The organism is Streptomyces diversicolor (assembly GCF_057537855.1).
Genome location: NZ_BAAJXA010000016.1, coordinates 101,248 through 121,048, shown reverse-complemented (window position 1 = coordinate 121,048; position 19,801 = coordinate 101,248). Strand labels below are relative to the sequence as shown.

At 70.7% G+C, this 19,801-nt stretch carries 16 protein-coding genes and 1 tRNA gene; 6 read left to right on the top strand and 11 right to left on the bottom strand.

Translation table 11 applies throughout. The features are described 5' to 3' along the window. Nucleotides 1-4: 4 nt before the first annotated feature. Complete coding sequence (locus AC27LF_RS20495; protein WP_479659303.1) at nucleotides 5-1,696, bottom strand: sodium:solute symporter family protein; 1,692 nt, start codon at nucleotides 1,694-1,696, stop codon at nucleotides 5-7. 178 nt (nucleotides 1,697-1,874) lie between these two features. Between AC27LF_RS20495 and galT the strand changes: the two genes are divergently transcribed. From galT to galK, 3 genes are read left to right on the top strand one after another with little or no spacing between them, the layout of a single operon-like run. Beyond that, complete coding sequence (gene galT, locus AC27LF_RS20490; RefSeq protein WP_479659304.1) at nucleotides 1,875-2,936, top strand: galactose-1-phosphate uridylyltransferase; 1,062 nt, start codon at nucleotides 1,875-1,877, stop codon at nucleotides 2,934-2,936. Then, on the top strand, nucleotides 2,933-3,901 hold the full coding sequence (galE, locus tag AC27LF_RS20485) for a UDP-glucose 4-epimerase GalE (RefSeq protein WP_479659305.1): 969 nt from the start codon (nucleotides 2,933-2,935) through the stop codon (nucleotides 3,899-3,901). The genes galT and galE overlap by 4 nt, the downstream gene beginning before the upstream one ends. Beyond that, nucleotides 3,901-5,091: a galactokinase gene (gene galK / locus AC27LF_RS20480; protein WP_479659306.1), complete on the top strand. Its 1,191-nt coding sequence runs from the start codon at nucleotides 3,901-3,903 to the stop codon at nucleotides 5,089-5,091. The genes galE and galK overlap by 1 nt, the downstream gene beginning before the upstream one ends. Nucleotides 5,092-5,098: 7 nt before the next feature. Here the strand turns inward: galK and AC27LF_RS20475 are convergent, their stop codons facing one another. Next, a complete protein-coding gene (locus tag AC27LF_RS20475) occupies nucleotides 5,099-5,554 on the bottom strand; it encodes a GNAT family N-acetyltransferase (RefSeq protein ID WP_404027340.1) in 456 nt (151 codons plus the stop codon). Nucleotides 5,555-5,814: 260 nt separating this feature from the next. Between AC27LF_RS20475 and AC27LF_RS20470 the strand changes: the two genes are divergently transcribed. Further along, the gene (locus tag AC27LF_RS20470; protein WP_479659307.1) at nucleotides 5,815-6,576 is read left to right on the top strand and encodes a LuxR C-terminal-related transcriptional regulator; all 762 of its coding nucleotides are present in this window, start codon (nucleotides 5,815-5,817) and stop codon (nucleotides 6,574-6,576) included. 134 nt (nucleotides 6,577-6,710) lie between these two features. On the opposite strand, the gene tamR is transcribed toward AC27LF_RS20470, so the two are convergent. Continuing rightward, a complete protein-coding gene (gene tamR, locus AC27LF_RS20465; RefSeq protein ID WP_479659308.1) occupies nucleotides 6,711-7,208 on the bottom strand; it encodes a MarR family transcriptional regulator TamR in 498 nt (165 codons plus the stop codon). 119 nt (nucleotides 7,209-7,327) lie between these two features. Here tamR and AC27LF_RS20460 point away from each other — a divergent pair, with 119 nt between their 5' ends. Further along, complete coding sequence (locus tag AC27LF_RS20460; protein ID WP_479659338.1) at nucleotides 7,328-8,143, top strand: trans-aconitate 2-methyltransferase; 816 nt, start codon at nucleotides 7,328-7,330, stop codon at nucleotides 8,141-8,143. Nucleotides 8,144-9,502: 1,359 nt separating this feature from the next. Here the strand turns inward: AC27LF_RS20460 and AC27LF_RS20455 are convergent. Both AC27LF_RS20455 and AC27LF_RS20450 read right to left on the bottom strand, forming a co-directional pair. Further along, nucleotides 9,503-10,177 (bottom strand): TetR/AcrR family transcriptional regulator, encoded by a 675-nt coding sequence (locus AC27LF_RS20455; RefSeq protein ID WP_479659309.1) that lies wholly within the window; start codon nucleotides 10,175-10,177, stop codon nucleotides 9,503-9,505. Further along, on the bottom strand, nucleotides 10,174-11,181 hold the full coding sequence (locus AC27LF_RS20450; protein WP_479659310.1) for an acyl-CoA desaturase: 1,008 nt from the start codon (nucleotides 11,179-11,181) through the stop codon (nucleotides 10,174-10,176). Before AC27LF_RS20450 ends, AC27LF_RS20455 begins: the two co-directional genes overlap by 4 nt. Before the next feature lie 303 nt (nucleotides 11,182-11,484). Here AC27LF_RS20450 and ppc point away from each other — a divergent pair, with 303 nt between their 5' ends. Further along, nucleotides 11,485-14,217, top strand: coding sequence for a phosphoenolpyruvate carboxylase (gene ppc, locus AC27LF_RS20445; RefSeq protein WP_479659311.1), 2,733 nt, complete (start codon nucleotides 11,485-11,487; stop codon nucleotides 14,215-14,217). A 654-nt stretch (nucleotides 14,218-14,871) separates the two neighbouring features. Here ppc and AC27LF_RS20440 read toward each other — a convergent pair. The 6 genes from AC27LF_RS20440 to AC27LF_RS20415 all read right to left on the bottom strand — a co-directional run bounded on the left by AC27LF_RS20440 (nucleotide 14,872) and on the right by AC27LF_RS20415 (nucleotide 19,777). Continuing rightward, complete coding sequence (locus AC27LF_RS20440; protein ID WP_479659312.1) at nucleotides 14,872-15,375, bottom strand: hypothetical protein; 504 nt, start codon at nucleotides 15,373-15,375, stop codon at nucleotides 14,872-14,874. A gap of 52 nt (nucleotides 15,376-15,427) precedes the next feature. Further along, nucleotides 15,428-16,030 carry an aminoacyl-tRNA hydrolase gene (gene pth, locus AC27LF_RS20435; RefSeq protein WP_479659313.1) on the bottom strand — a complete coding sequence of 201 codons (603 nt, stop codon included), beginning with the start codon at nucleotides 16,028-16,030 and terminating at the stop codon, nucleotides 15,428-15,430. Nucleotides 16,031-16,190: 160 nt separating this feature from the next. Beyond that, the gene (locus tag AC27LF_RS20430; RefSeq protein ID WP_479659314.1) at nucleotides 16,191-16,784 is read right to left on the bottom strand and encodes a 50S ribosomal protein L25/general stress protein Ctc; all 594 of its coding nucleotides are present in this window, start codon (nucleotides 16,782-16,784) and stop codon (nucleotides 16,191-16,193) included. Between the two features lie 236 nt (nucleotides 16,785-17,020). Further along, entirely contained in the window at nucleotides 17,021-18,001 is a 981-nt protein-coding gene (locus tag AC27LF_RS20425; RefSeq protein ID WP_404027131.1) for a ribose-phosphate diphosphokinase, read from the bottom strand. A 128-nt stretch (nucleotides 18,002-18,129) separates the two neighbouring features. After that, on the bottom strand, nucleotides 18,130-19,578 hold the full coding sequence (gene glmU, locus AC27LF_RS20420; RefSeq protein ID WP_479659315.1) for a bifunctional UDP-N-acetylglucosamine diphosphorylase/glucosamine-1-phosphate N-acetyltransferase GlmU: 1,449 nt from the start codon (nucleotides 19,576-19,578) through the stop codon (nucleotides 18,130-18,132). A 124-nt stretch (nucleotides 19,579-19,702) separates the two neighbouring features. Next, nucleotides 19,703-19,777: transfer RNA gene (locus AC27LF_RS20415), tRNA-Gln, on the bottom strand. Nucleotides 19,778-19,801 lie beyond the last annotated feature (24 nt).

Here is a 19,801-nt window from a genome sequence, read left to right as displayed (position 1 = left end):
GCCGTCAGAACGAGAACGGGATGTAGCAGACGGCGGCCAGCACCACCGCGCCCCAGCCCAGCAGGGCCGGCCTGCGGTACCAGGCGTCGTCGCCGGCGGCGGGGGCCTCGGCCATCCCCGGGGACCTGGTGCCGTAGACGAGCCCCTGCAACTCCCCGGCCGGCTTCGGCTTGGTGAACAGCGACACGGCCACCATGACCACCGCACCGGCGACGAAGCCCGCGATCGCGGAGACGAAGTTGGCGCCCTGGTCGGAGGGGATGCTGATGATGTCCTTCTTGTACATCACAAAGTAGTTGACCATCGCGGTCACGGTCCCGGCGAGCAGGCCCCAGAACCCGGACTTGGCGGACGCCCGCTTCCAGAACATGCCGACGATGAACACGACGAACATCGGCACGTTGAAGAAGGAGAACAGCGTCTGGAGGTAGCTCATGATGTTCGAGAACGAGGACGCCAGGAACGCCGTGCCGATGGAGGCGAGGACACCGATCGCCGTGATCAGCCGGCCGAAGCGGACGTAGTAGGCGTCCTCGCGGTCCTTGACCACGTACTTCGCCCAGATGTCGTTGGTGAACACGGTGTTGAAGGACGACACGTTGGCCGCCATACCGGCCATGAAGGCGGCCAGCAGACCGGTCACCGCGATGCCGAGCACGCCGTTGGGCAGCAGTTCCTGCATCAGATAGGGAATGGCGTCGTTGTACTGGAGCCCCGACGCGGAGGTGCCGATGTTCGGCACGAGCGCGGCGGCCACCAGGCCCGGGATCATCACCAGGAAGACGATGAAGATCTTCGGGAACGCGGCGATCAGCGGGGTGCGCTGCGCGGCGGAGAGGTTCTTCGCGGACAGGGCCCGCTGCACCTCGGCGAAGTTGGTCGTCCAGTAGCCGAAGGACAGCACGAAGCCGAGGCCGAGCACGATGGTCAGCCAGTTGGCGCCGAGCGGGTTGCCGTGCCCGATGCCGGTGCCGCCCCACGCGGTGGTGAAGTTGTCCCCGTGGGCCGCGGTGAGCTTGTCGGTCAGCCCGCCCCAGCCGCCGACCTTCTTCAGGCCGAGGATGGTGATGGGGATGAGGGCCGCCAGGATCACGAAGAACTGGAGGACTTCGTTGTAGATCGCGGAGGACAGGCCGCCGAGCGTGATGTACGCCAGCACGAAGAAGCCGGCGACCACGATGGCCACCCACTGCGGCCAGCCCAGCAGCGCCTCCACGACGATCGCGAGCGCGTAGAGGTTCACGCCGGCGATCAGGATCGCGGCGAACGCGAACAGGACCGAACTGAGCAGATGCGCCCACCGGTCGAAGCGCAGCAGCAGGAACTCGGGGACCGAGCGGACCTTGCTGCCGTAGTAGAAGGGCATCATCACCAGGCCGAGGAAGACCATGGCCGGGATGGCGCCGATCCAGTACCAGTGGACGGTGTAGGCGCCGTACTGGGCGCTGTTGGCCGCCATGCCGAGGATCTCGGTTGCGGCCAGGTTGGCGGAGATGAAGGCGAGACCGGTGATCCAGGCGGGCAGCGAGCGTCCGGAGAGGAAGAAGTCGAGGCTGGTTCTGACCGAGCGCCGTGCGGCGAGACCGATGCCCAGCACGACGACGAAGTAGATCGCCAGGATCGTGTAGTCCAGCCAGTTGGTGGGGAGCCGTAGCTCCGCGGCCAGGTACGTGGGGCTTTGGGTGGGGGTGTACATGCGTACTCGCTTCGTTGCGCGAACTGGTCCGTAGCGGAACCTACGCCTCTGTGTTCAGATATTGAACAGTTCTGATGGTGTTCTTTGTTTGATTGTGATGGTCGAATGAGATGTGGACTTGTGATCTGTTATGTTTGGTTGTGTTGATTGATTGGGTGCGGGCACAGAGGAGTCCGGCGTGAAGAAGACCTCGACCCTGCTGGCCGACGGTCGTGAGCTGATCTACTACGACCTGCGGGACGACACGGTGCGCGGCGCGGTGGACCGCCGGCCGCTGGAGCGGACCGTGACGACCTCCGAGATCCGCCACGACCCGCTGCTCGGCGACGCCGTCGCGATCGCCTCGCACCGCCAGGGCCGCACCTACCACCCGCCCGCCGACGAGTGCCCGCTGTGCCCCACCCGGGACGGCCGGCTGAGCGAGATCCCCGACTCCTCCTACGACGTCGTCGTCTTCGAGAACCGCTTCCCGTCGCTGGCCCAGGACTCCGGCCGCTGCGAGGTCGTCTGCTTCACCTCGGACCACGACTCCTCCTTCGCTGACCTGAGCGAGGACCAGGCGCGCCTCGTCCTGGACGCATGGACCGACCGGACCTCGGAACTGTCCCATCTGCCCTCCGTGGAGCAGGTGTTCTGCTTCGAGAACCGCGGCGAGGAGATCGGTGTGACGCTCGGGCACCCGCACGGCCAGATCTACGCCTACCCCTTCACCACCCCGCGCACCGCACTGATGCTGCGCTCCCTTGCGACCCACAAGGAGGCGACCGGCGGCGAGAACCTTTTCGACGCCGTCCTGGAGCGTGAACTCGCCGACGAGCGGGTCGTCCTGGAGGGTGAACACTGGGCGGCGTTCGTGCCGTACGCGGCGCACTGGCCCTACGAGGTCCACCTGTACCCGAAGCGCCGGGTCCCCGATCTGCTCGGCCTCGACGAGCCGGCCCGCACAGAGTTCCCCCAGGTCTATCTGGAACTCTTGAAGCGCTTCGACCGGATCTTCGGCGAGGGCGAGCCCCCGACGCCCTACATCGCGGCCTGGCACCAGGCGCCGTTCGGCACGCTGGACGAGTTCGACGGTGTGACGCGCGACGACTTCGCGCTGCACCTGGAGCTTTTCACCATCCGCCGGACATCGGGCAAGCTGAAGTTCCTCGCGGGTTCCGAGTCGGGCATGAGCGTGTTCATCAACGACGTGCCGCCGGAGCGCGCGGCCCAGCGACTGCGAGAGGTAGCGAGTTCATGAGCGGCAAGTATCTGGTCACCGGCGGCGCGGGCTATGTGGGCAGCGTGGTCGCCCAGCACCTGCTGGAGGCCGGTCACGAGGTCACCGTCCTCGACAACCTCTCCACCGGCTTCCGCGAGGGCGTCCCCGCCGGGGCCGCGTTCGTCGAGGGGGACATCCGCGACGCCGCCAAGTGGCTCGACTCCTCCTACGACGGCGTCCTGCACTTCGCCGCCTCCTCCCAGGTCGGCGAGTCGGTGGCGCGGCCCGAGAAGTACTGGGACAACAACGTCGGCGGCACCATGGCGCTGCTCGGCGCCATGCGCGAGACGGGCGTGCGCACGCTGGTCTTCTCCTCCACGGCGGCCACCTACGGCGAGCCGGAGCAGATCCCGATCCCGGAGAGCGCCCCGACGAAGCCGACCAACCCCTACGGCGCCACCAAGCTCGCCGTCGACCACATGATCACGGGCGAGGCGGCGGCCCACGGCCTCGGCGCCGTGTCCCTGCGCTACTTCAACGTGGCGGGCGCGTACGGCGCCTACGGCGAGCGGCACGACCCCGAGTCGCACCTGATCCCGCTCGTGCTCCAGGTCGCCCAGGGCCGGCGCGAGGCCGTCTCGGTGTACGGCGACGACTACCCGACCCCGGACGGCACCTGCGTCCGCGACTACATCCACGTCGCCGACCTGGCCGAGGCCCATCTGCTGGCCCTCGGGGCCGCCACCCCGGGCGAGCATCTGATCTGCAATCTGGGCAACGGCAACGGCTTCTCGGTGCGCGAGGTCATCGAGACCGTCCGCCGGGTCACCGGCCACCCGGTCCCTGAGGTGGCCGCGCCGCGCCGCGGCGGCGACCCGGCGGTGCTGGTGGCGTCGGCGCGCACGGCGCGCGAGAAACTGGGCTGGAACCCGTCCCGCGCGGACCTCGCGGGGATCGTCGCGGACGCATGGGAGTTCGCGCAGAGCATCGTGGAGGAGCGCTAGTGGGGGCACAGCAGGTGCGGGACGGCTTCGTCGGGCTGTACGGAGGCGAACCGGAGGGCGTCTGGTCGGCGCCCGGCCGGGTCAATCTGATCGGCGAGCACACCGACTACAACGACGGCTTCGTCATGCCGTTCGCGCTGCCGCACACGACCGTCGCCGCCGTCTCGCGCCGCACCGACGGCGTGCTGCGGCTGCACTCGGCGAACGTAGAAGCCACCGCAGCCACAGCAGCCACCGCAGGCACCGCGGGCGGTGTCGTGGAACTCCGGCTGGACGAGCTGGCCCCGGAGTCGGACCGCACCTGGACGGCGTACCCCGCGGGCGTGTTCTGGGCCCTGCGCGAGGCGGGCCACCCGGTGACCGGCGCCGACATCCACCTGGCCTCGACGGTCCCCGCCGGCGCCGGCCTGTCGTCGTCGGCGGCCCTGGAGGTCGTGGTGGCGCTCGCCCTGAACGACCTGTACGAACTCGGCCTTCAGCGCTGGCAGTTGGCCCGCCTGTGCCAGCGCGCCGAGAACGTCTACGTCGGTGCGCCCACCGGCATCATGGACCAGACCGCCGCCGCCTGCTGCACCGAGGGCCATGCCCTGTTCCTCGACACCCGCGACCTGTCCCAGCGGCAGATCCCCTTCGACCTGGCCGCCGAGGGCATGCGCCTGCTGGTCGTCGACACCCGGGTCAAACACGCCCACAGCGACGGCGAGTACGGCAAGCGGCGGGCCGGCTGCGAGAAGGGCGCGGCCCTGCTCGGCGTGGACGCGCTGCGGGACGTGCCCTACGACGGGCTGGACGCCGCACTGGCCCGGCTCGGCGACGAGGAGGAGGTGCGCCGGCTGGTCCGCCATGTCGTCACCGAGGACCACCGGGTGGAGCGGGTCGTGTCCCTGCTGGAATCGGGCGACACCCGCGCGATCGGCCCGCTCCTGACCGAGGGCCACGCCTCCCTGCGGGACGACTTCCGCATCTCCGGCCCCGAACTGGACCTCGTGGTGGACACGGCGCTGGAGGCGGGCGCGCTGGGCGCGCGGATGACCGGCGGCGGCTTCGGCGGCTCGGCGATCGTGCTGGCCGAGGCGGGCGACGCCGACGCGATCACCAAGGCGGTCGAGGCCGCGTTCGCCGCGGCCGGCTTCACGGCACCGCGCACCTTCGAGGCGGTGCCCGCGGCGGGCGCCCGCCGGCTGGTGTGACCCGGGGTCAGCGCAGCCGCCTGGTCAGGGTGTACTCGGTGATCCCCGGCGGATAGTCGGGGATCACGCCCACCACCTCGTAGCCCTGCTTGCGGTAGAACTCCGGGGCCTGGAAGTCCCAGGTCTCCACACGGGCCGCCCGGCAGCCCCGGTCCCGCCCGGCCAGCCGCTCGGCCTCCGTGAGCAGCCGCGCGCCGAGGCCCGCCCCGCGGTACCGGCCGTCGACCCACAGATAGGTCACATGCAGCCAGGCCGCCCAGGTGTGGCCGACCAGCCCGCCGGCCAGTTCCCCCGCGGCGTCCACCGCCCAGACATGCAGGGGGACTTCGCGTGCGCCGGGCGTGCCGCGCAGGGCGGCAAGCACGGGGGACGCCGCCGTATTGGTGTCCCGCAGCCGGGAACGGAGCAGATCGCGTCGGGCCTTGTCGACTTCTGCCTCAATACGAAACATGCGGCACACCATAAACGCGCCGGGCGGCCAGTTCCGCACATCACCTTCCCCTGACGGCGCCCGGCCGTACTCTGGTGAACGGTACCGGTGGGGGCCGGTGCTGATCAGGGGGCGAGACAGGCGGGTACGACGCCCGCGGTGGGGGTAGCAGTGACTGCACGGCGGCGGCCGTGCGGCCGGCCCCGCCCACCACAGCGTCGTACCCGCGAGGTCGTCGTTCTCCGGACCTTGGGGTGTCCCCTGCTCTTCGAGAGCACGGGGAAGGGGGTTTCATGGTGCGCATCCGAGTCCTGGTCGTGGACGACCACCGCATCTTCGCCGAGTCGCTGGCCGCGGCCCTGGCCGCCGAGCCGGACGTGGAGGTCTCCGCGGCCGGCAGCGGCCCGGCGGCGCTGCGCTGCCTGGAGCGGGCGGCCGGCGAGGGCCGCCGCTTCGACGTGCTGCTCGTCGACGCCGACCTGGGCGGTCATGTGCCCGGGGCCCGGCCGGCGGTGCCGGTGCAGGCCAGCAACGAAGAGGGGCTGGTGGACGGGATCTCGCTGGTCGCGGGCGTCCGTTCGACGCACCCCGGGGTACGGACCGTGGTCCTCGCCGAGCGGGACGACCCGCGCCGCGCCGCCCTCGCGCTCCAGGCCGGCGCGTCCGGCTGGGTCGCCAAGGACTGCTCGCTGTCGCGGCTGCTGGGCGTCATCCGGGGCGTCCTGCGCGACGAGACGCATCTGCCGCCCGCGCTGCTCACCGGCGTACTGCGCGAGTTGACCGCCGCCCGCAAGCACCGCACCGAGAGCGAGCGGCTGGTCGAGTCGCTGACCCCGCGGGAGCGGGAGGTGCTGCGCTGCATGGTCGCCGGGCTCGGCCGCAAGGCGGTCGCCGAGCGGCTGTTCCTGTCCCCGCACACGGTGCGCACCCATATGCAGAACGTCCTCGGCAAGCTGGGCGTCCACTCCACCCTCGCCGCCGTGGCCCTGGCCCGCCGAGCCGGCGTCGGCCCGGCCGACCTGGCCCCCAGCCCCCGGCAGCCCAACACGGCCTGATCGCACGCCTCGTGATGCGCCGTCGGTCGTCCGCGGCACCGCCGTGGCCGGTCGCGCGGTTCCCCGCGCCCCTGTCCAGCGGAGCGCTTGGCGTACCACGCGTACCGCCGGTACGGGAGGCGGCCGGCTGGGGGCTAACCGGGGATGTTGTCGAAGGGGGCTGTCAACTGGCGTAGCAGCGCGGCCAGTTCGGTGCGCTGGGCGCGGGAGAGTTCCGCGAGGATCGCCCGCTCCTGCTCCAGCAGGCCCGCCAGCGCCTGGTCCGCGCGGTCCTGGCCCTCCCGGGTGAGGCGGACCAGCACACCGCGCCGGTCGCTGGGGTCGGGCAGCCGCTCGACCAGGCCCTTCTTGGCCAGCCGGTCGATGCGGTTCGTCATCGTGCCCGAGGTGACCAGGGTCTGGGTGAGCAGCTGCCCGGGGGAGAGCTGGTACGGCGTGCCCGCCCGCCTCAGCGCGGTCAGCACGTCGAACTCCCAGGGCTCCAGCTGGTGCTCGGCGAAGGCCAGCCGGCGCGCCCGGTCCAGGTGCCGGGCCAGCCTGCTCACCCGGCTCAGCACCTCAAGCGGTTCCACGTCGAGGTCCGGGCGCTCCCGGCGCCACGCTGCGACCAGCCGATCGACCTCGTCCTCCATGCCGATCAGTGTAGTGGTTGTGTCGACATGAAGTCTCTTGAGGTCAAGTATCTTGACGTCAAGGTGTATGGCGGGGCAGAGTGGCGATCACAACGGTGTACGACTCCGAGGAGCCCGCCATGCCCGCCGCGCGCCCCACCTGGGACCCCGCCCAGTACCTCCGTCACGCCGGCCACCGCGCCCGCCCCTTCACCGACCTGCTGGCCCGCGTCCCCGACCCGCCCGCCGCCGCCCCCCGCATCGCCGACCTCGGCTGCGGCCCCGGCAACGTCACCCGCCTGCTCGCCGACCGCTGGCCCGCCGCGCACATCACCGGCTACGACAACTCCCCGCAGATGCTCGCCGACGCCCAGGCGCACGCCGGTCGCACTCCCGGCGGCGGACGCCTCGACTTCGCCCACGCGGACGCCACCGACTGGGTGCCCGCCGAGACCTACGACCTGATCGTCTCCAACGCCGCCCTGCAATGGGTCCCCGGCCACCTGGACGCCTTCCCGGCCTGGCTGGACGCCCTCGCCCCCGGCGGCACCCTCGCCTTCCAGGTGCCGCACAACATCGACGCGCCCCTGCACGCCCTGATGCGCGAACTCGCCGCCGCCCCCCGCTGGAAGGCCCGCCTCGCCCACGTCCTGCGCCACGAGGACTCCGTCCACCTCCCCGCCGTCTACCTGGACCGCCTGACCCGCCTCGGCTGCACCGCCGACGTGTGGGAGACGACGTACTTCCACGTCCTGACTGGTGAGGACCCCGTCCTCGACTGGGTCAAAGGCACCGGACTGCGACCCGTCCTCACCGCCCTGTCGGACGACCCCGAGTCCCGGGACGCGTTCCTCGACGAATACCGCACCCTGCTGCGCAGCGCCTACCCAAGCACCGAATACGGCACCGTGCTGCCCTTCCGCCGCCTGTTCACGGTGGCCACAAAGCAGCCCTGACCACCACACCGAGCTGCCCGCCCGCCATCCGCAGCGGACCGGGTCGGTGAGCGGACCGTCGTGGCGGCAGGCACCGGCCGCGCGCCTCCGCGCCGCGTACCGTCCCGGACACCTGCGTGCTTGTCGCTCCCCACCAAGCCGTCGACACCCTCCCCGCCCTGCCCCGACGCGGCAGCGGCCAGGTGCCAGTCCGCGTCCTGACCTGTCATGGCGGCGGCCGGGTGCCAGATCTGGCGGTCCGCTTCGCCGGCCAGGGCGTCCGCCAGGTTCCCCTCCGCGTCCTGGCGCGTCGCGGCGGTGGCCAGGGTGCCCAGATCCGGCGATTCGGTCGTCGGTGAGAGCGTCCGCCAGTGCGATCAGCACCCCGCGTGCCACGGACGTTGGCGCCCCGGCGGTCCGCCTCGCCCGCTCCGGGCTGCGTGGCACGGGCGTATCGGGGCCCCGGCGGGCCGTTTCGTCGTCCGTGGGGCGTTCCCGTCCGGGGCGGGACGGTGATCAGGGTTCCGGGGGCGCGCCCCGCTCGCGGGAGCGTGCCGCGGACGTCGGCGCGTCGTCGGTCCGTCTCGCCTGCTCCGGGCCGTGCGGCCTGGGCGTCGGGGCTCCGGTGGCTCGCCCGCCCGTCCCGGGCTGCGTGCCGCGGACGTTGGCGCCTCGTTGGTCCGTCTCGCCTGCTCCGGGCTGCGTGGCGCGGGCGTATCGGGGCCCCGGCGGGCCGTCTCGTCGTCCGTGGGGCGTTCCCGTCGGGGGCGGGACGGTGATCAGGGCTCCGGGGGCGCGCCTCGCTCGGGGGAGCGTGCCGCGGACGTCGGCGCGTCGTCGGTCTGCCTCGCCTGCTCCGGGCCGTGTGGCCCGGGCGTCGGGGCTCCGGTGGCTCGCCCGCCCACCCCCGGGCTGCGTGCCGCGGACGTTGGCGCCCCGGCGGTCCGCCTCGCCCGCTCCGGGCTGCGTGGCACGGGCGTATCGGGGCCCCGGCGGGCCGACTCGTCGTCCGCGGAGCGTCCCCGTCCGGGGCGGCACGGTGATCAGGGCTCCGGAGGCGCGCCCGGCTCGCGGGAGCGTGCCGCGGACGTCGGCGCCTCGTCGGTCTGCCTCGCCTGCTCCGGGCCGTGCGGCCCGGGCGTCGGGGCTCCGGTGGCTCGCCCGCCCACCCCGGGCCGCGTGCCGCGGCCGTCGCCCCTCCCGAGCTGCGTGCCACGGGCATCGACGCCACGGCGGCGCCCGCCCGCTCCGGGCTGCGTGGCACGGGCGTATCGGGGCCCCGGCGGGCCGTCTCGTCGTCCCGCCGGGGCGGCAGGGCGCCGGTGCGTGGGCCTTGCCGAAAGCGGCTGGAGTGTCCCGGGCTTCGGCGGAGCCGTCCGCTCAGGACCTGCGGTGGCCGATCAGGCGGGGTTTGGGTTCCAGTCCGTCCAGGCCGTGCCAGGCCAGGTTCACCAGGTGCGCGGCCACCTCCGCCTTCTTCGGGCGGCGCACGTCCAGCCACCACTGCCCGGTCAGCGCGACCATCCCGACCAGGGCCTGCGCATACAGCGGAGCCAGCTTCGGATCAAAACCGCGGCTCTTGAACTCGCGGCCCAGGATGTCCTCCACCTGCGTGGCGATGTCCGAGATGAGAGACGCGAAGGAACCCGTCGACTGCGGGATGGGAGAGTCGCGGACCAGGATCCGGAAGCCGTCCGTGTACTCCTCGATGTAGTCCAGCAGCGCGAACGCGGCCTGCTCGCACAGCTCCCGGGGGTGCCCGGCCGTGAGCGAACTGGTGACCATGTCCAGCAGGCGCCGCATCTCGCGGTCGACCACCACCGCGTACAGCCCCTCCTTGCCGCCGAAGTGCTCGTAGACCACCGGCTTGGACACCCCGGCCTTCGCCGCGATCTCCTCCACCGAGGTGCCTTCGAAACCCTTCGCCGCGAAGAGGGTGCGACCGATCTCCAGCAGCTGCTGGCGGCGCTCGGCACCGGTCATACGGGTGCGACGCGCTCGCCGCGGCTTGTCGGGACTGGGAGTGCTGGAGTCGGTCGCCACGGCGTCAATCATGCCGTCTTCGCGGTCTCCGTCCCGCGCCGGGAGCCGTCTTCCCCGGTGTTGCGGCGCGAATCGATACGCGAGCGTGACGGCCAGCGCACATCATGCGCCCAGCCGAGCAGCTCGAACCAGCGGATGATCCGCGCCGAGGAGTCCACCTGGCCGCGCTCCACACCGTGCCGCGCCGACGTCGGATCCGCGTGGTGCAGATTGTGCCAGGACTCGCCGCACGACAGGACCGCAAGCCACCACACGTTGCCCGAACGGTCCCGCGACCTGAAGGGCCGCTTGCCGACCGCGTGGCAGATCGAGTTGATCGACCAGGTCACATGGTGCAGCAGCGCCACCCGGACCAGGGACCCCCAGAAGAACGCCGTGCACGCGCCCCACCAGGACATCGTGACCAGACCGCCGATCAGCGCGGGCAGCAGCAGCGACACCATCGTCCACAGCACGAACTGGCGGGAGACGGCACGGATCGCCCCATCCTTGATCAGATCCGGCGCGTACTTGTCCTGCGGCGTCTGCTCCTCGTCGAACATCCAGCCGATGTGCGCCCACCACAGCCCCTTCATCAGGGCGGGCACCGTCTCCCCGTAGCGCCACGGAGAGTGCGGGTCGCCCTCCGCGTCGGAGAACTTGTGATGCTTGCGGTGATCGGCCACCCAGCGCACCAGGGGACCCTCGACCGCCAGCGACCCCATGATCGCCAGGGCGATCCGCAAAGGCCGCTTCGCCTTGAACGAACCGTGGGTGAAATAGCGGTGGAAACCGATCGTGATGCCGTGGCAGCCGAGGAAGTAGAAGAACACCAGCAGGCCGAGATCCAGCCAGCTGACCCCCCAGCCCCAGGCCAGCGGCACCGCCGCGAGCAGCGCGAGGAAGGGGACGGTGATGAACAGCAGCAGCGTGATCTGCTCGATCGAGCGCTTCTGCTCGCCACCCAGCGTGGCGGACGGAAGAGACGGGTCGGTGGCCTTCTGGGCGTCGTCGATCACATCGGAACGGGTGGTCATGGGGCGTCCCCTGGGGGGTCGAGGGCCGAGACGGGTACCGGGCCGCCGGAACCGGCGGGAGGCCGGGTGGGCTTCCCTACGGTTCCGTAACCTACGGCGTCGTAAGTATGGCAGCGCCGCGTGCGGCGGCAAGAGCCCGAGAACCTGCGCGTCCGCATGGACACCTATCCTTGGAATCGGTCGGACAGCGCGGTCCGCTCTGATTTCTTCCCGGCTGTCCCGCCCGTATGCGGCCCACCCGCCGCGCGGCGGACCACCGGGTTCCCTCCCGGATCAGTTTCCACACTGCAAGGAGCCGCACCTGTGAGCAGTGCCGACGATCAGACCACCACGACCAGCAGCGAGCTGCGCGCCGATATCCGGCGACTGGGTGACCTCCTCGGCGAGACCCTGGTCAGGCAGGAGGGCCCCGAACTGCTCGAACTGGTCGAGAAGGTCCGCCGCCTCACCCGCGAGGACGGCGAAGCCGCCGCCGAGCTGCTGCGGGGCACCGAACTGGAGACGGCCGCCAAGCTGGTACGCGCCTTCTCCACCTACTTCCACCTCGCCAACGTCACCGAACAGGTCCACCGCGGACGCGAACTGCGGGCCCGGCGCGCGGCCGAGGGCAGCCTGCTCGCCCGCACCGCCGACCGCCTCAAGGACGCCGACCCCGACCACCTGCGGCAGACCGTCGAGCACCTGAACGTTCGCCCAGTGTTCACGGCGCACCCCACCGAGGCCGCGCGCCGCTCCGTCCTCAACAAGCTCCGGCGCATCGCCGCGCTCCTGGAGACCCCCGTCATCGAGGCCGACCGGCGCCGCCACGACACCCGGCTCGCCGAGAACATCGACCTCGTCTGGCAGACCGACGAACTACGGGTCGTACGGCCCGAACCCGCCGACGAGGCCCGCAACGCGATCTACTACCTCGACGAACTGCACGCCGGCGCCGTCGGCGACGTCCTCGAAGACCTGACGGCCGAACTCGAACGCGTCGGCGTCCGCCTCCCCGACGACACCCGGCCGCTCACCTTCGGCACCTGGATCGGCGGCGACCGCGACGGCAACCCCAACGTCACCCCCGACGTCACCTGGGACGTCCTCATCCTCCAGCACGAACACGGCATCAACGACGCCCTGGAGATGATCGACGAACTGCGCGGCTTCCTGTCCAACTCCATCCGCTACACCGGCGCCACCGAGGAACTGCTCCAGTCCCTGGCCACCGACCTGGAACTGCTGCCCGAGATCAGCCCCCGCTACAAGCGGCTCAACGCCGAGGAGCCCTACCGGCTCAAGGCCACCTGCGTCCGCCAGAAGCTCGTCAACACCAAGCAGCGGCTGGCCACCGGCACCCCCCACGAAGCAGGCCGCGACTACCTCGGCACCGCCGAACTCCTCGCCGACCTGAGGCTCATCCAGACCTCCCTGAGGGAACACCGCGGCGGCCTGTTCGCCGACGGCCGCCTCGGCCGCAACATCCGCACCCTGGCCGCCTTCGGCCTCCAGCTCGCCACCATGGACGTACGCGAACACGCGGACGCCCACCACCACGCCCTCGGCCAGCTCTTCGACCGGCTCGGCGAGGAGTCCTGGCGCTACGCCGACATGCCCCGCGAGTACCGGGCCAAGCTGCTCGCCAAGGAACTGCGCTCCCGCCGGCCGCTCGCGCCCACCCCGGCACCCGTGGACGCCGCGGGCGCGAAGACCCTCGGCGTCTTCCAGACCGTCAAGCGCGCCCTGGAGATCTTCGGACCCGAGGTCGTCGAGTCGTACATCATCTCGATGTGCCAGGGCGCCGACGACGTCTTCGCCGCCGCCGTCCTCGCCCGCGAGGCCGGCCTGATCGACCTGCACGCCGGCTGGGCGAAGATCGGGATCGTGCCGCTGCTGGAGACCACCGACGAGCTGAAGGCCGCCGACACCATCCTGGAGGACATGCTCTCCGACCCGTCCTACCGGCGGCTCGTCGCGCTGCGCGGGGACGTCCAGGAGGTCATGCTCGGCTACTCCGACTCCTCCAAGTTCGGCGGCATCACCACCAGCCAGTGGGAGATCCACCGCGCCCAGCGCCGGCTGCGCGACGTCGCCCACCGCTACGGGGTGCGGCTGCGGCTCTTCCACGGCCGCGGCGGCACCGTCGGACGCGGCGGCGGCCCCTCCCACGACGCCATCCTCGCCCAGCCCTGGGGCACCCTCGAAGGCGAGATCAAGGTCACCGAACAGGGCGAGGTCATCTCCGACAAGTACCTCGTGCCCGCGCTGGCCCGGGAGAACCTGGAACTGACCGTCGCCGCCACCCTCCAGGCATCCGCCCTGCACACCGCGCCCCGGCAGTCCGTGGAAGCCCTCGCCCGCTGGGACGCCGCCATGGACGTCGTCTCCGACGCCGCGCACTCCGCCTACCGCAGACTCGTCGAGGACCCCGACCTGCCGGCGTACTTCTTCGCCTCCACCCCGGTCGACCAGCTCGCCGACCTGCACCTCGGCTCCCGGCCCTCGCGCCGCCCCGACTCCGGGGCCGGACTCGACGGACTGCGCGCCATCCCCTGGGTGTTCGGCTGGACCCAGTCGCGGCAGATCGTCCCCGGCTGGTTCGGCGTCGGCTCCGGCCTCAAGGCCCTGCGCGAGGCCGGCCTCGACACCGTCCTCGCCGAAATGCACGAACAGTGGCACTTCTTCCGCAACTTCATCTCCAACGTCGAGATGACACTCGCCAAGACCGACCTGCGGATCGCCCGCCACTACGTCGACACCCTGGTGCCCGACGAACTGCGGCACGTCTTCGACACCATCACCGCCGAACACGACCTGACGGTCCACGAGGTCCTGCGGATCACCGGCGAGAGCGAACTGCTCGACGCCCAGCCCGTACTGAAGCAGACCTTCGCCATCCGCGACGCCTACCTCGATCCCATCTCCTACCTCCAGGTCACCCTCCTCAAGCGGCAACGCGACGCCGCCACCGCGGGCGAACAGCCCGACCCACTCCTGGCCCGCGCCCTCCTCCTCACGGTCAACGGCGTAGCGGCCGGCCTGCGCAACACAGGCTGACCCCACCCCGACAGCGCCCCCGCTCACTCTCCCCGAGCCGGGGCGCTGCCACATACACGAGACGGAGCCCCTGGCACGCTCGCCGCGGAAGCCGGCGCCGGCGTCGTGCACGGATTCCCGAGGACCTGGGCAGGGCGGTGATGAGCCGGGCCAGACCGCATCCGGCCGTGACGGCCGCTGATCGTCGCACGGGCCTGAGGTCGGCGGTGGCGTCGCGGCGGCCCAGAGCACCACCGGCTGCCGCCGCCCCGACGCCCCGGCGACGCCTCCGGCACGCTCTCCGAGCGGGGGCGCTGTGGTGCGCGGGGTTCGGGCGTCGGATGGGGTGGGCCGGCGTGGTGGGGGGTGATCGTCGCGGGGGTCAAGGTGTCGCGGCGGGTCCACGCACCACCGGCTGCCGCCGACCGCACGCTCCGGCGATGCCTTCGGCACGCTGTCCGAGCGGGGGCGCTGTCGTGTGCGGGGTTCGGGCGTCGGATGGGGTGGGCCGGCGTGGTGGGGGTGATCGTCGCGGGGGTCAAGGTGTCGCGGCGGGTCCACGCGCCACCGGCTGCCCCGCCTGCACCCCCGGCGGCGCCACCAGCACGCTCTCCGCGAGCCGGGGTGCTGTCGTGTGGTGCGAGGGGGCCAGGGGGTGGGCTTGCTGGGGTCGGGTCAGAGGGTGAGGAAGGTGGCGGTGACCAGGAGCAGGCCGGAGGCGGCCAGGAGCCAGGCGAGGCGGGTCAGGCGCAGGCCGCCCGCGACCACCACCGAGGCCAGCAGCAGGGCGCCGCCCAGCGGCACCCACGCGTTCAGGACCCCGGCCGGACCGGACCGTACGACCTCGTCGGTGCCCGGCTTCACCACCACCGCGTACGTCTCGCCCCTGCGCACCGCCACGCCCCGCGCGATCACCACCCGCCCACGGGCCCTCGCCCCCGCCGAACCCGGCGTGAACGGCCCGGAACAGGTCTCCCGCGCACAGCCCGTCACCTTGATCGTGCCGCTCTCCCGGCCCTTCGTCAGCATCACGTGCTGCGCGGTCCCCCAAGACCCCCACACACCCGCGACCAGGATCAGCACGGTGACGGCCCCCATCGCCGCGAGCCGGCCGAACCGCAGCGCGGCGACCGAGGACTGACGGGACGTGGCGGCTGTGGCGGGCATGGCCGGGATCATTGGCCATGGCCCTCCGATCGGTCAACTCCGCGGCCGCCGACGGCCGGACAAGTCAGGAGTTGTACGAGCTTTGCGCCCGCTCCAGCCCCTCGATCACCAGACACTCCACCGCGTCCGCCGCACGATCCACGAAGTAGTCCAACTCCTTGCGCTCCGCCGACGAGAAGTCCTTCAGCACGAAGTCGGCCACCGGCATCCGCCCAGGCGGCCGCCCGATCCCGAACCGCACCCGGTGATAGTCCGCCCCCATCGCCTTGGTGATCGACTTCAACCCGTTGTGCCCGTTGTCCCCGCCGCCCAGCTTGAGCCTGAGCACGCCGTAGTCGATGTCCAACTCGTCATGCACCGCCACCACGTTCGCGACCGGCACCTTGAAGAAGTCCCGCAGCCCGTTCACCGGACCACCCGACAGGTTCATGTACGACATCGGCTTGGCGAGGACCACCCGCCGGTTCGCCGGACCGGGCGGACCGATCCGGCCCTCCACGACCTGCGCCTGCGCCTTCTGGGCCCGCTTGAACTTCCCCCCGATCCGCTCCGCGAGCAGGTCCACCACCATGAAACCGACATTGTGCCGGTTCATCGCGTACTCCGGCCCGGGATTCCCGAGCCCGACGATCAGCCAGGGGCCACTGGCGGGGCTGGTCACGTCCATGTCTCCTCGCAATGCGATGCAGCCGCTGCTCCCCGGGGAAGCAGCGGCTGCACACCGCTGTGGGCGGCCGTCCCGCACGGGCGGAACGGTAGGCACCGACAGCACCGGACACTCGGCCAACGAGCGCCCGGCCCCGCCGATGCCGACGGTCCGATCAGGCTCAGGCCTCGGCGGCCTCTTCGCCCTCGGCGGCCTCCTCCGCGGCCTCCTCGGCCTGCGCGGCCAGGACCTGAAGCACCACCGCGTCCTCGTCCACCGCCAGGGTCGAACCCGACGGCAGCACGATGTCCTTGGCGTGGATGGACGCGCCGGCCGCCAGGCCCTCGACGGACACCGTGACGGACTCGGGAATGTGGGTGGCCTCGGCCTCGACCGGCAGCGCGGCCAGCACATGCTCCAGCAGGTTGCCGCCCGGAGCCAGCTCACCCTCGGTGTGCACGGGAATCTCGACCGTGACCTTCTCACCGCGCTTGACCAGCAGCAGGTCGACGTGCTCCAGGAAACCCTTCAGCGGGTCACGCTGCACGGCCTTCGGAATCGCCAGCTCGTTGGACTTGCCGTCGATGTCCAGGGAAATCAGAACGTTCGGCGTGCGCAGCGCCAGCAGCAGCTCATGGCCCGGCAGGGTCAGGTGCAGCGGCTGCGCACCGTGACCGTACAGCACACCCGGAACCTTGTTGTCGCGGCGGACACGGCGCGCGGCACCCTTGCCGAACTCGGTGCGCGTCTGGGCGGCGAGCTTCACCTCGGACATGATCACTCCTCGTAGAGGTAGACAGGAACGTGGTCACCCGGCCACGAACGGCCTGCTACGAAGAGCGCGTCGATAACGGACCACCGCACCCGCGGAAAACGGGACACGGCCTCCCTCGCCGAGCAACCCGAGAAGTGTACTCGGCGAAGAAGGCCGCACCCAAAAGGATCTTCAGCTCGACGGTGCCCCCGCCGGGGCGCGGCACGCCCGCACCCCCGGAACACCCTGAAGAAACCTCACTGCTCGTCGAAGAGACTCGTCACCGAGCCGTCCTCGAACACCTCACGCACCGCACTGGCGATCGTCGGAGCGATCGACAGAACAGTGATCTTGTCCAGATCCCGGCCCAGCTCCCCCGGCGTCGGCAGCGTATTGGTGAACACGAACTCACCCACCCGCGAATTCTTCAACCGGTCCGCCGCCGGACCCGACAGCACACCATGCGTCGCCGTCACGATGACATCCTCCGCACCATGCGCGAACAACGCGTCCGCCGCCGCACAGATCGTCCCACCGGTGTCGATCATGTCATCGACCAGCACACACACCCGGCCCTTGACCTCACCCACCACCTCGTGCACCGTCACCTGGTTCGCCACATCCTTGTCACGCCGCTTGTGCACGATCGCCAGCGGCGCACCGAGCCGGTCACACCAGCGATCGGCCACCCGGACCCGGCCCGCATCCGGCGACACCACCGTCAGCTTCGCCCGATCCACCTTCGCCCCCACATAGTCCGCAAGCAGCGGCAACGCGAAGAGATGATCGACAGGACCGTCGAAGAACCCCTGGATCTGATCCGTGTGCAGGTCCACCGTCAGGATGCGGTCCGCACCCGCCGTCTTCATCAGATCCGCGATCAACCGCGCCGAGATCGGCTCACGCCCGCGGTGCTTCTTGTCCTGACGCGCATAACCGTAGAACGGCACGATCACCGTGATGGAGCGGGCCGACGCACGCTTCAACGCGTCGATCATGATCAACTGCTCCATGATCCACTTATTGATCGGCGCCGTATGGCTCTGGATCAGGAAACAGTCCGCACCACGCGCCGACTCCTGATACCGCACATAGATCTCGCCATTCGCGAAGTCGAAGGCCTTCGTCGGGACAACCCCGACACCCAGCTGGTGGGCGACCTCCTCGGCAAGCTCGGGGTGGGCGCGGCCGGAGAAGAACATCATCTTCTTCTCGCCGGTCGTCTTGATCCCGGTCACAGCACTGTCTCCTCAGAGGTGTCTCAGCCGTCGAGCGACCCCTCCGCAAGACAGGAGAGGCCAACTCAGCTGGTGGGTGCGGGTGTGCACTTATCACGGTACGCCGTCTTTCACGTACCCGTTTCCGGTCAGTCCTCGCCAACCCCCTGCCGCGCCACCGCCTCCGCCGCCCTCGCCGCAGCACTCCCCGGACGCTTACGCGCCACCCAACCCTCGATATTCCGCTGCTGACCACGGGCCACAGCCAACGAACCGGGCGGCACATCCTTCGTGATCACCGACCCCGCGGCGGTATAAGCACCGTCCCCCACCGTGACCGGCGCCACAAACATGTTGTCCGCACCGGTACGGCAGTGCGAACCGACCGACGTGTGATGCTTGTCCTGACCGTCATAGTTCACAAACACACTCGCCGCACCGATATTCGTGTACTCACCGATCGTCGCATCCCCCACATACGACAGATGCGGAACCTTCGTGCCCTCCCCGATCGCCGCGTTCTTCGTCTCCACGAACGTGCCCACCTTCGACCCGGCACCCAGACGACTACCAGGACGCAAATACGCGAACGGACCCACACTCGCCCCCGCACCGATCTGCGCCCGGTCCGCCACCGTCGTATCCACCCGGGCACCGGCACCCACCCGGGTATCCGTCAACCGCGTGTTCGGCCCGACCTCCGCGCCCTCACCGATCCGCGTCGCACCATGCAACTCCGTACCCGGATGAACCACCGCGTCCTGCTCGAACGACACCGTCACATCCACCCACGTCGTCGCCGGATCCACCACGGTCACCCCCGCCAGCATGGCCCGCTCCAGCAGCCGGTCGTTCAGAATCCGACGCGCCTGCGCCAACTGCACACGGTTGTTGATCCCCGCGATCTCCCGGTGATCAGCGGCCACCGAAGCACCGACCCGATGCCCCGCCTCCCGCAGAATCCCGAGCACATCCGTCAGATACTCCTCACCCTGACTGTTGTCCGTGCGCAACTTGCCCAGAGCCTGCGCCAGCAACTGCCCGTCGAACGCGAACACACCCGAATTGATCTCACGGATCGCACGCTGCGACTCGTCGGCGTCCTTGTGCTCCACGATCGCCGTCACCGCACCGGAAGCACCGTCACGGACGATCCGCCCGTACCCCGTCGCATCCGGCACCTCCGCCGTCAGCACCGTGACCGCGTTGCCGTCGGCGTGATGGGTGTCGGTGAGCCGGCGCAGCGTCTCACCCGTGAGCAGCGGAGTGTCCCCGCAGACCACGACCACCGTCCCCTCGACGGCGCCGCCCAGCTCCTCCACGGCCATGCGCACCGCGTGCCCCGTGCCGTTCTGCCGGTCCTGCACCGCCGTCCGCGCCTGCGGATCCAGCTCACCGAGGTGCGCGGCGACCTGCTCGCGCGCGTGACCCACGACGACGACCAGGTCCTGCGGCTTCAACTCGCGTGCCGCGGCGAGCACATGGCCGACCAGGGAGCGGCCGCAGATCTGATGCAGCACCTTGGGTGTGGCCGACTTCATACGGGTGCCCTCACCCGCTGCGAGAACGACGACGGCTGCCGGGCGAATGGCGCTCACGGAGTTGCCTTTCGGCTTTGACGGGCGGGGGTGACACCCGCAGGATACCGGGGCGTTTCGCAGACGACACGAGAGCGGGCCCTGACAACACCGGTCAGGGCCCGAACCTGGGTCTTGTGCGCTGTGGCTCCCCTGCCAGGACTCGAACCTGGAATAAATCATCCAAAGTGACCCGTGTTGCCCATTACACCACAGGGGAGTGCTTAACGACCTAAAACGGACA

What these genes read in the sequence shown, in the direction of transcription:
- AC27LF_RS20430 (WP_479659314.1), bottom strand. Translation starts at nt 16,784, where the DNA reads ATGTCCGAGGTGAAGCTCGCCGCCCAGACGCGCACCGAGTTCGGCAAG.
- AC27LF_RS20460 (WP_479659338.1), top strand. Translation starts at nt 7,328, where the DNA reads ATGCCCGCCGCGCGCCCCACCTGGGACCCCGCCCAGTACCTCCGTCAC.
- AC27LF_RS20495 (WP_479659303.1), bottom strand. Translation starts at nt 1,696, where the DNA reads ATGTACACCCCCACCCAAAGCCCCACGTACCTGGCCGCGGAGCTACGG.
- AC27LF_RS20440 (WP_479659312.1), bottom strand. Translation starts at nt 15,375, where the DNA reads ATGATCCCGGCCATGCCCGCCACAGCCGCCACGTCCCGTCAGTCCTCG.
- AC27LF_RS20470 (WP_479659307.1), top strand. Translation starts at nt 5,815, where the DNA reads ATGGTGCGCATCCGAGTCCTGGTCGTGGACGACCACCGCATCTTCGCC.
- galE (WP_479659305.1), top strand. Translation starts at nt 2,933, where the DNA reads ATGAGCGGCAAGTATCTGGTCACCGGCGGCGCGGGCTATGTGGGCAGC.
- AC27LF_RS20455 (WP_479659309.1), bottom strand. Translation starts at nt 10,177, where the DNA reads ATGATTGACGCCGTGGCGACCGACTCCAGCACTCCCAGTCCCGACAAG.
- pth (WP_479659313.1), bottom strand. Translation starts at nt 16,030, where the DNA reads ATGGACGTGACCAGCCCCGCCAGTGGCCCCTGGCTGATCGTCGGGCTC.
- tamR (WP_479659308.1), bottom strand. Translation starts at nt 7,208, where the DNA reads ATGGAGGACGAGGTCGATCGGCTGGTCGCAGCGTGGCGCCGGGAGCGC.
- AC27LF_RS20450 (WP_479659310.1), bottom strand. Translation starts at nt 11,181, where the DNA reads ATGACCACCCGTTCCGATGTGATCGACGACGCCCAGAAGGCCACCGAC.
- AC27LF_RS20475 (WP_404027340.1), bottom strand. Translation starts at nt 5,554, where the DNA reads ATGGTGTGCCGCATGTTTCGTATTGAGGCAGAAGTCGACAAGGCCCGA.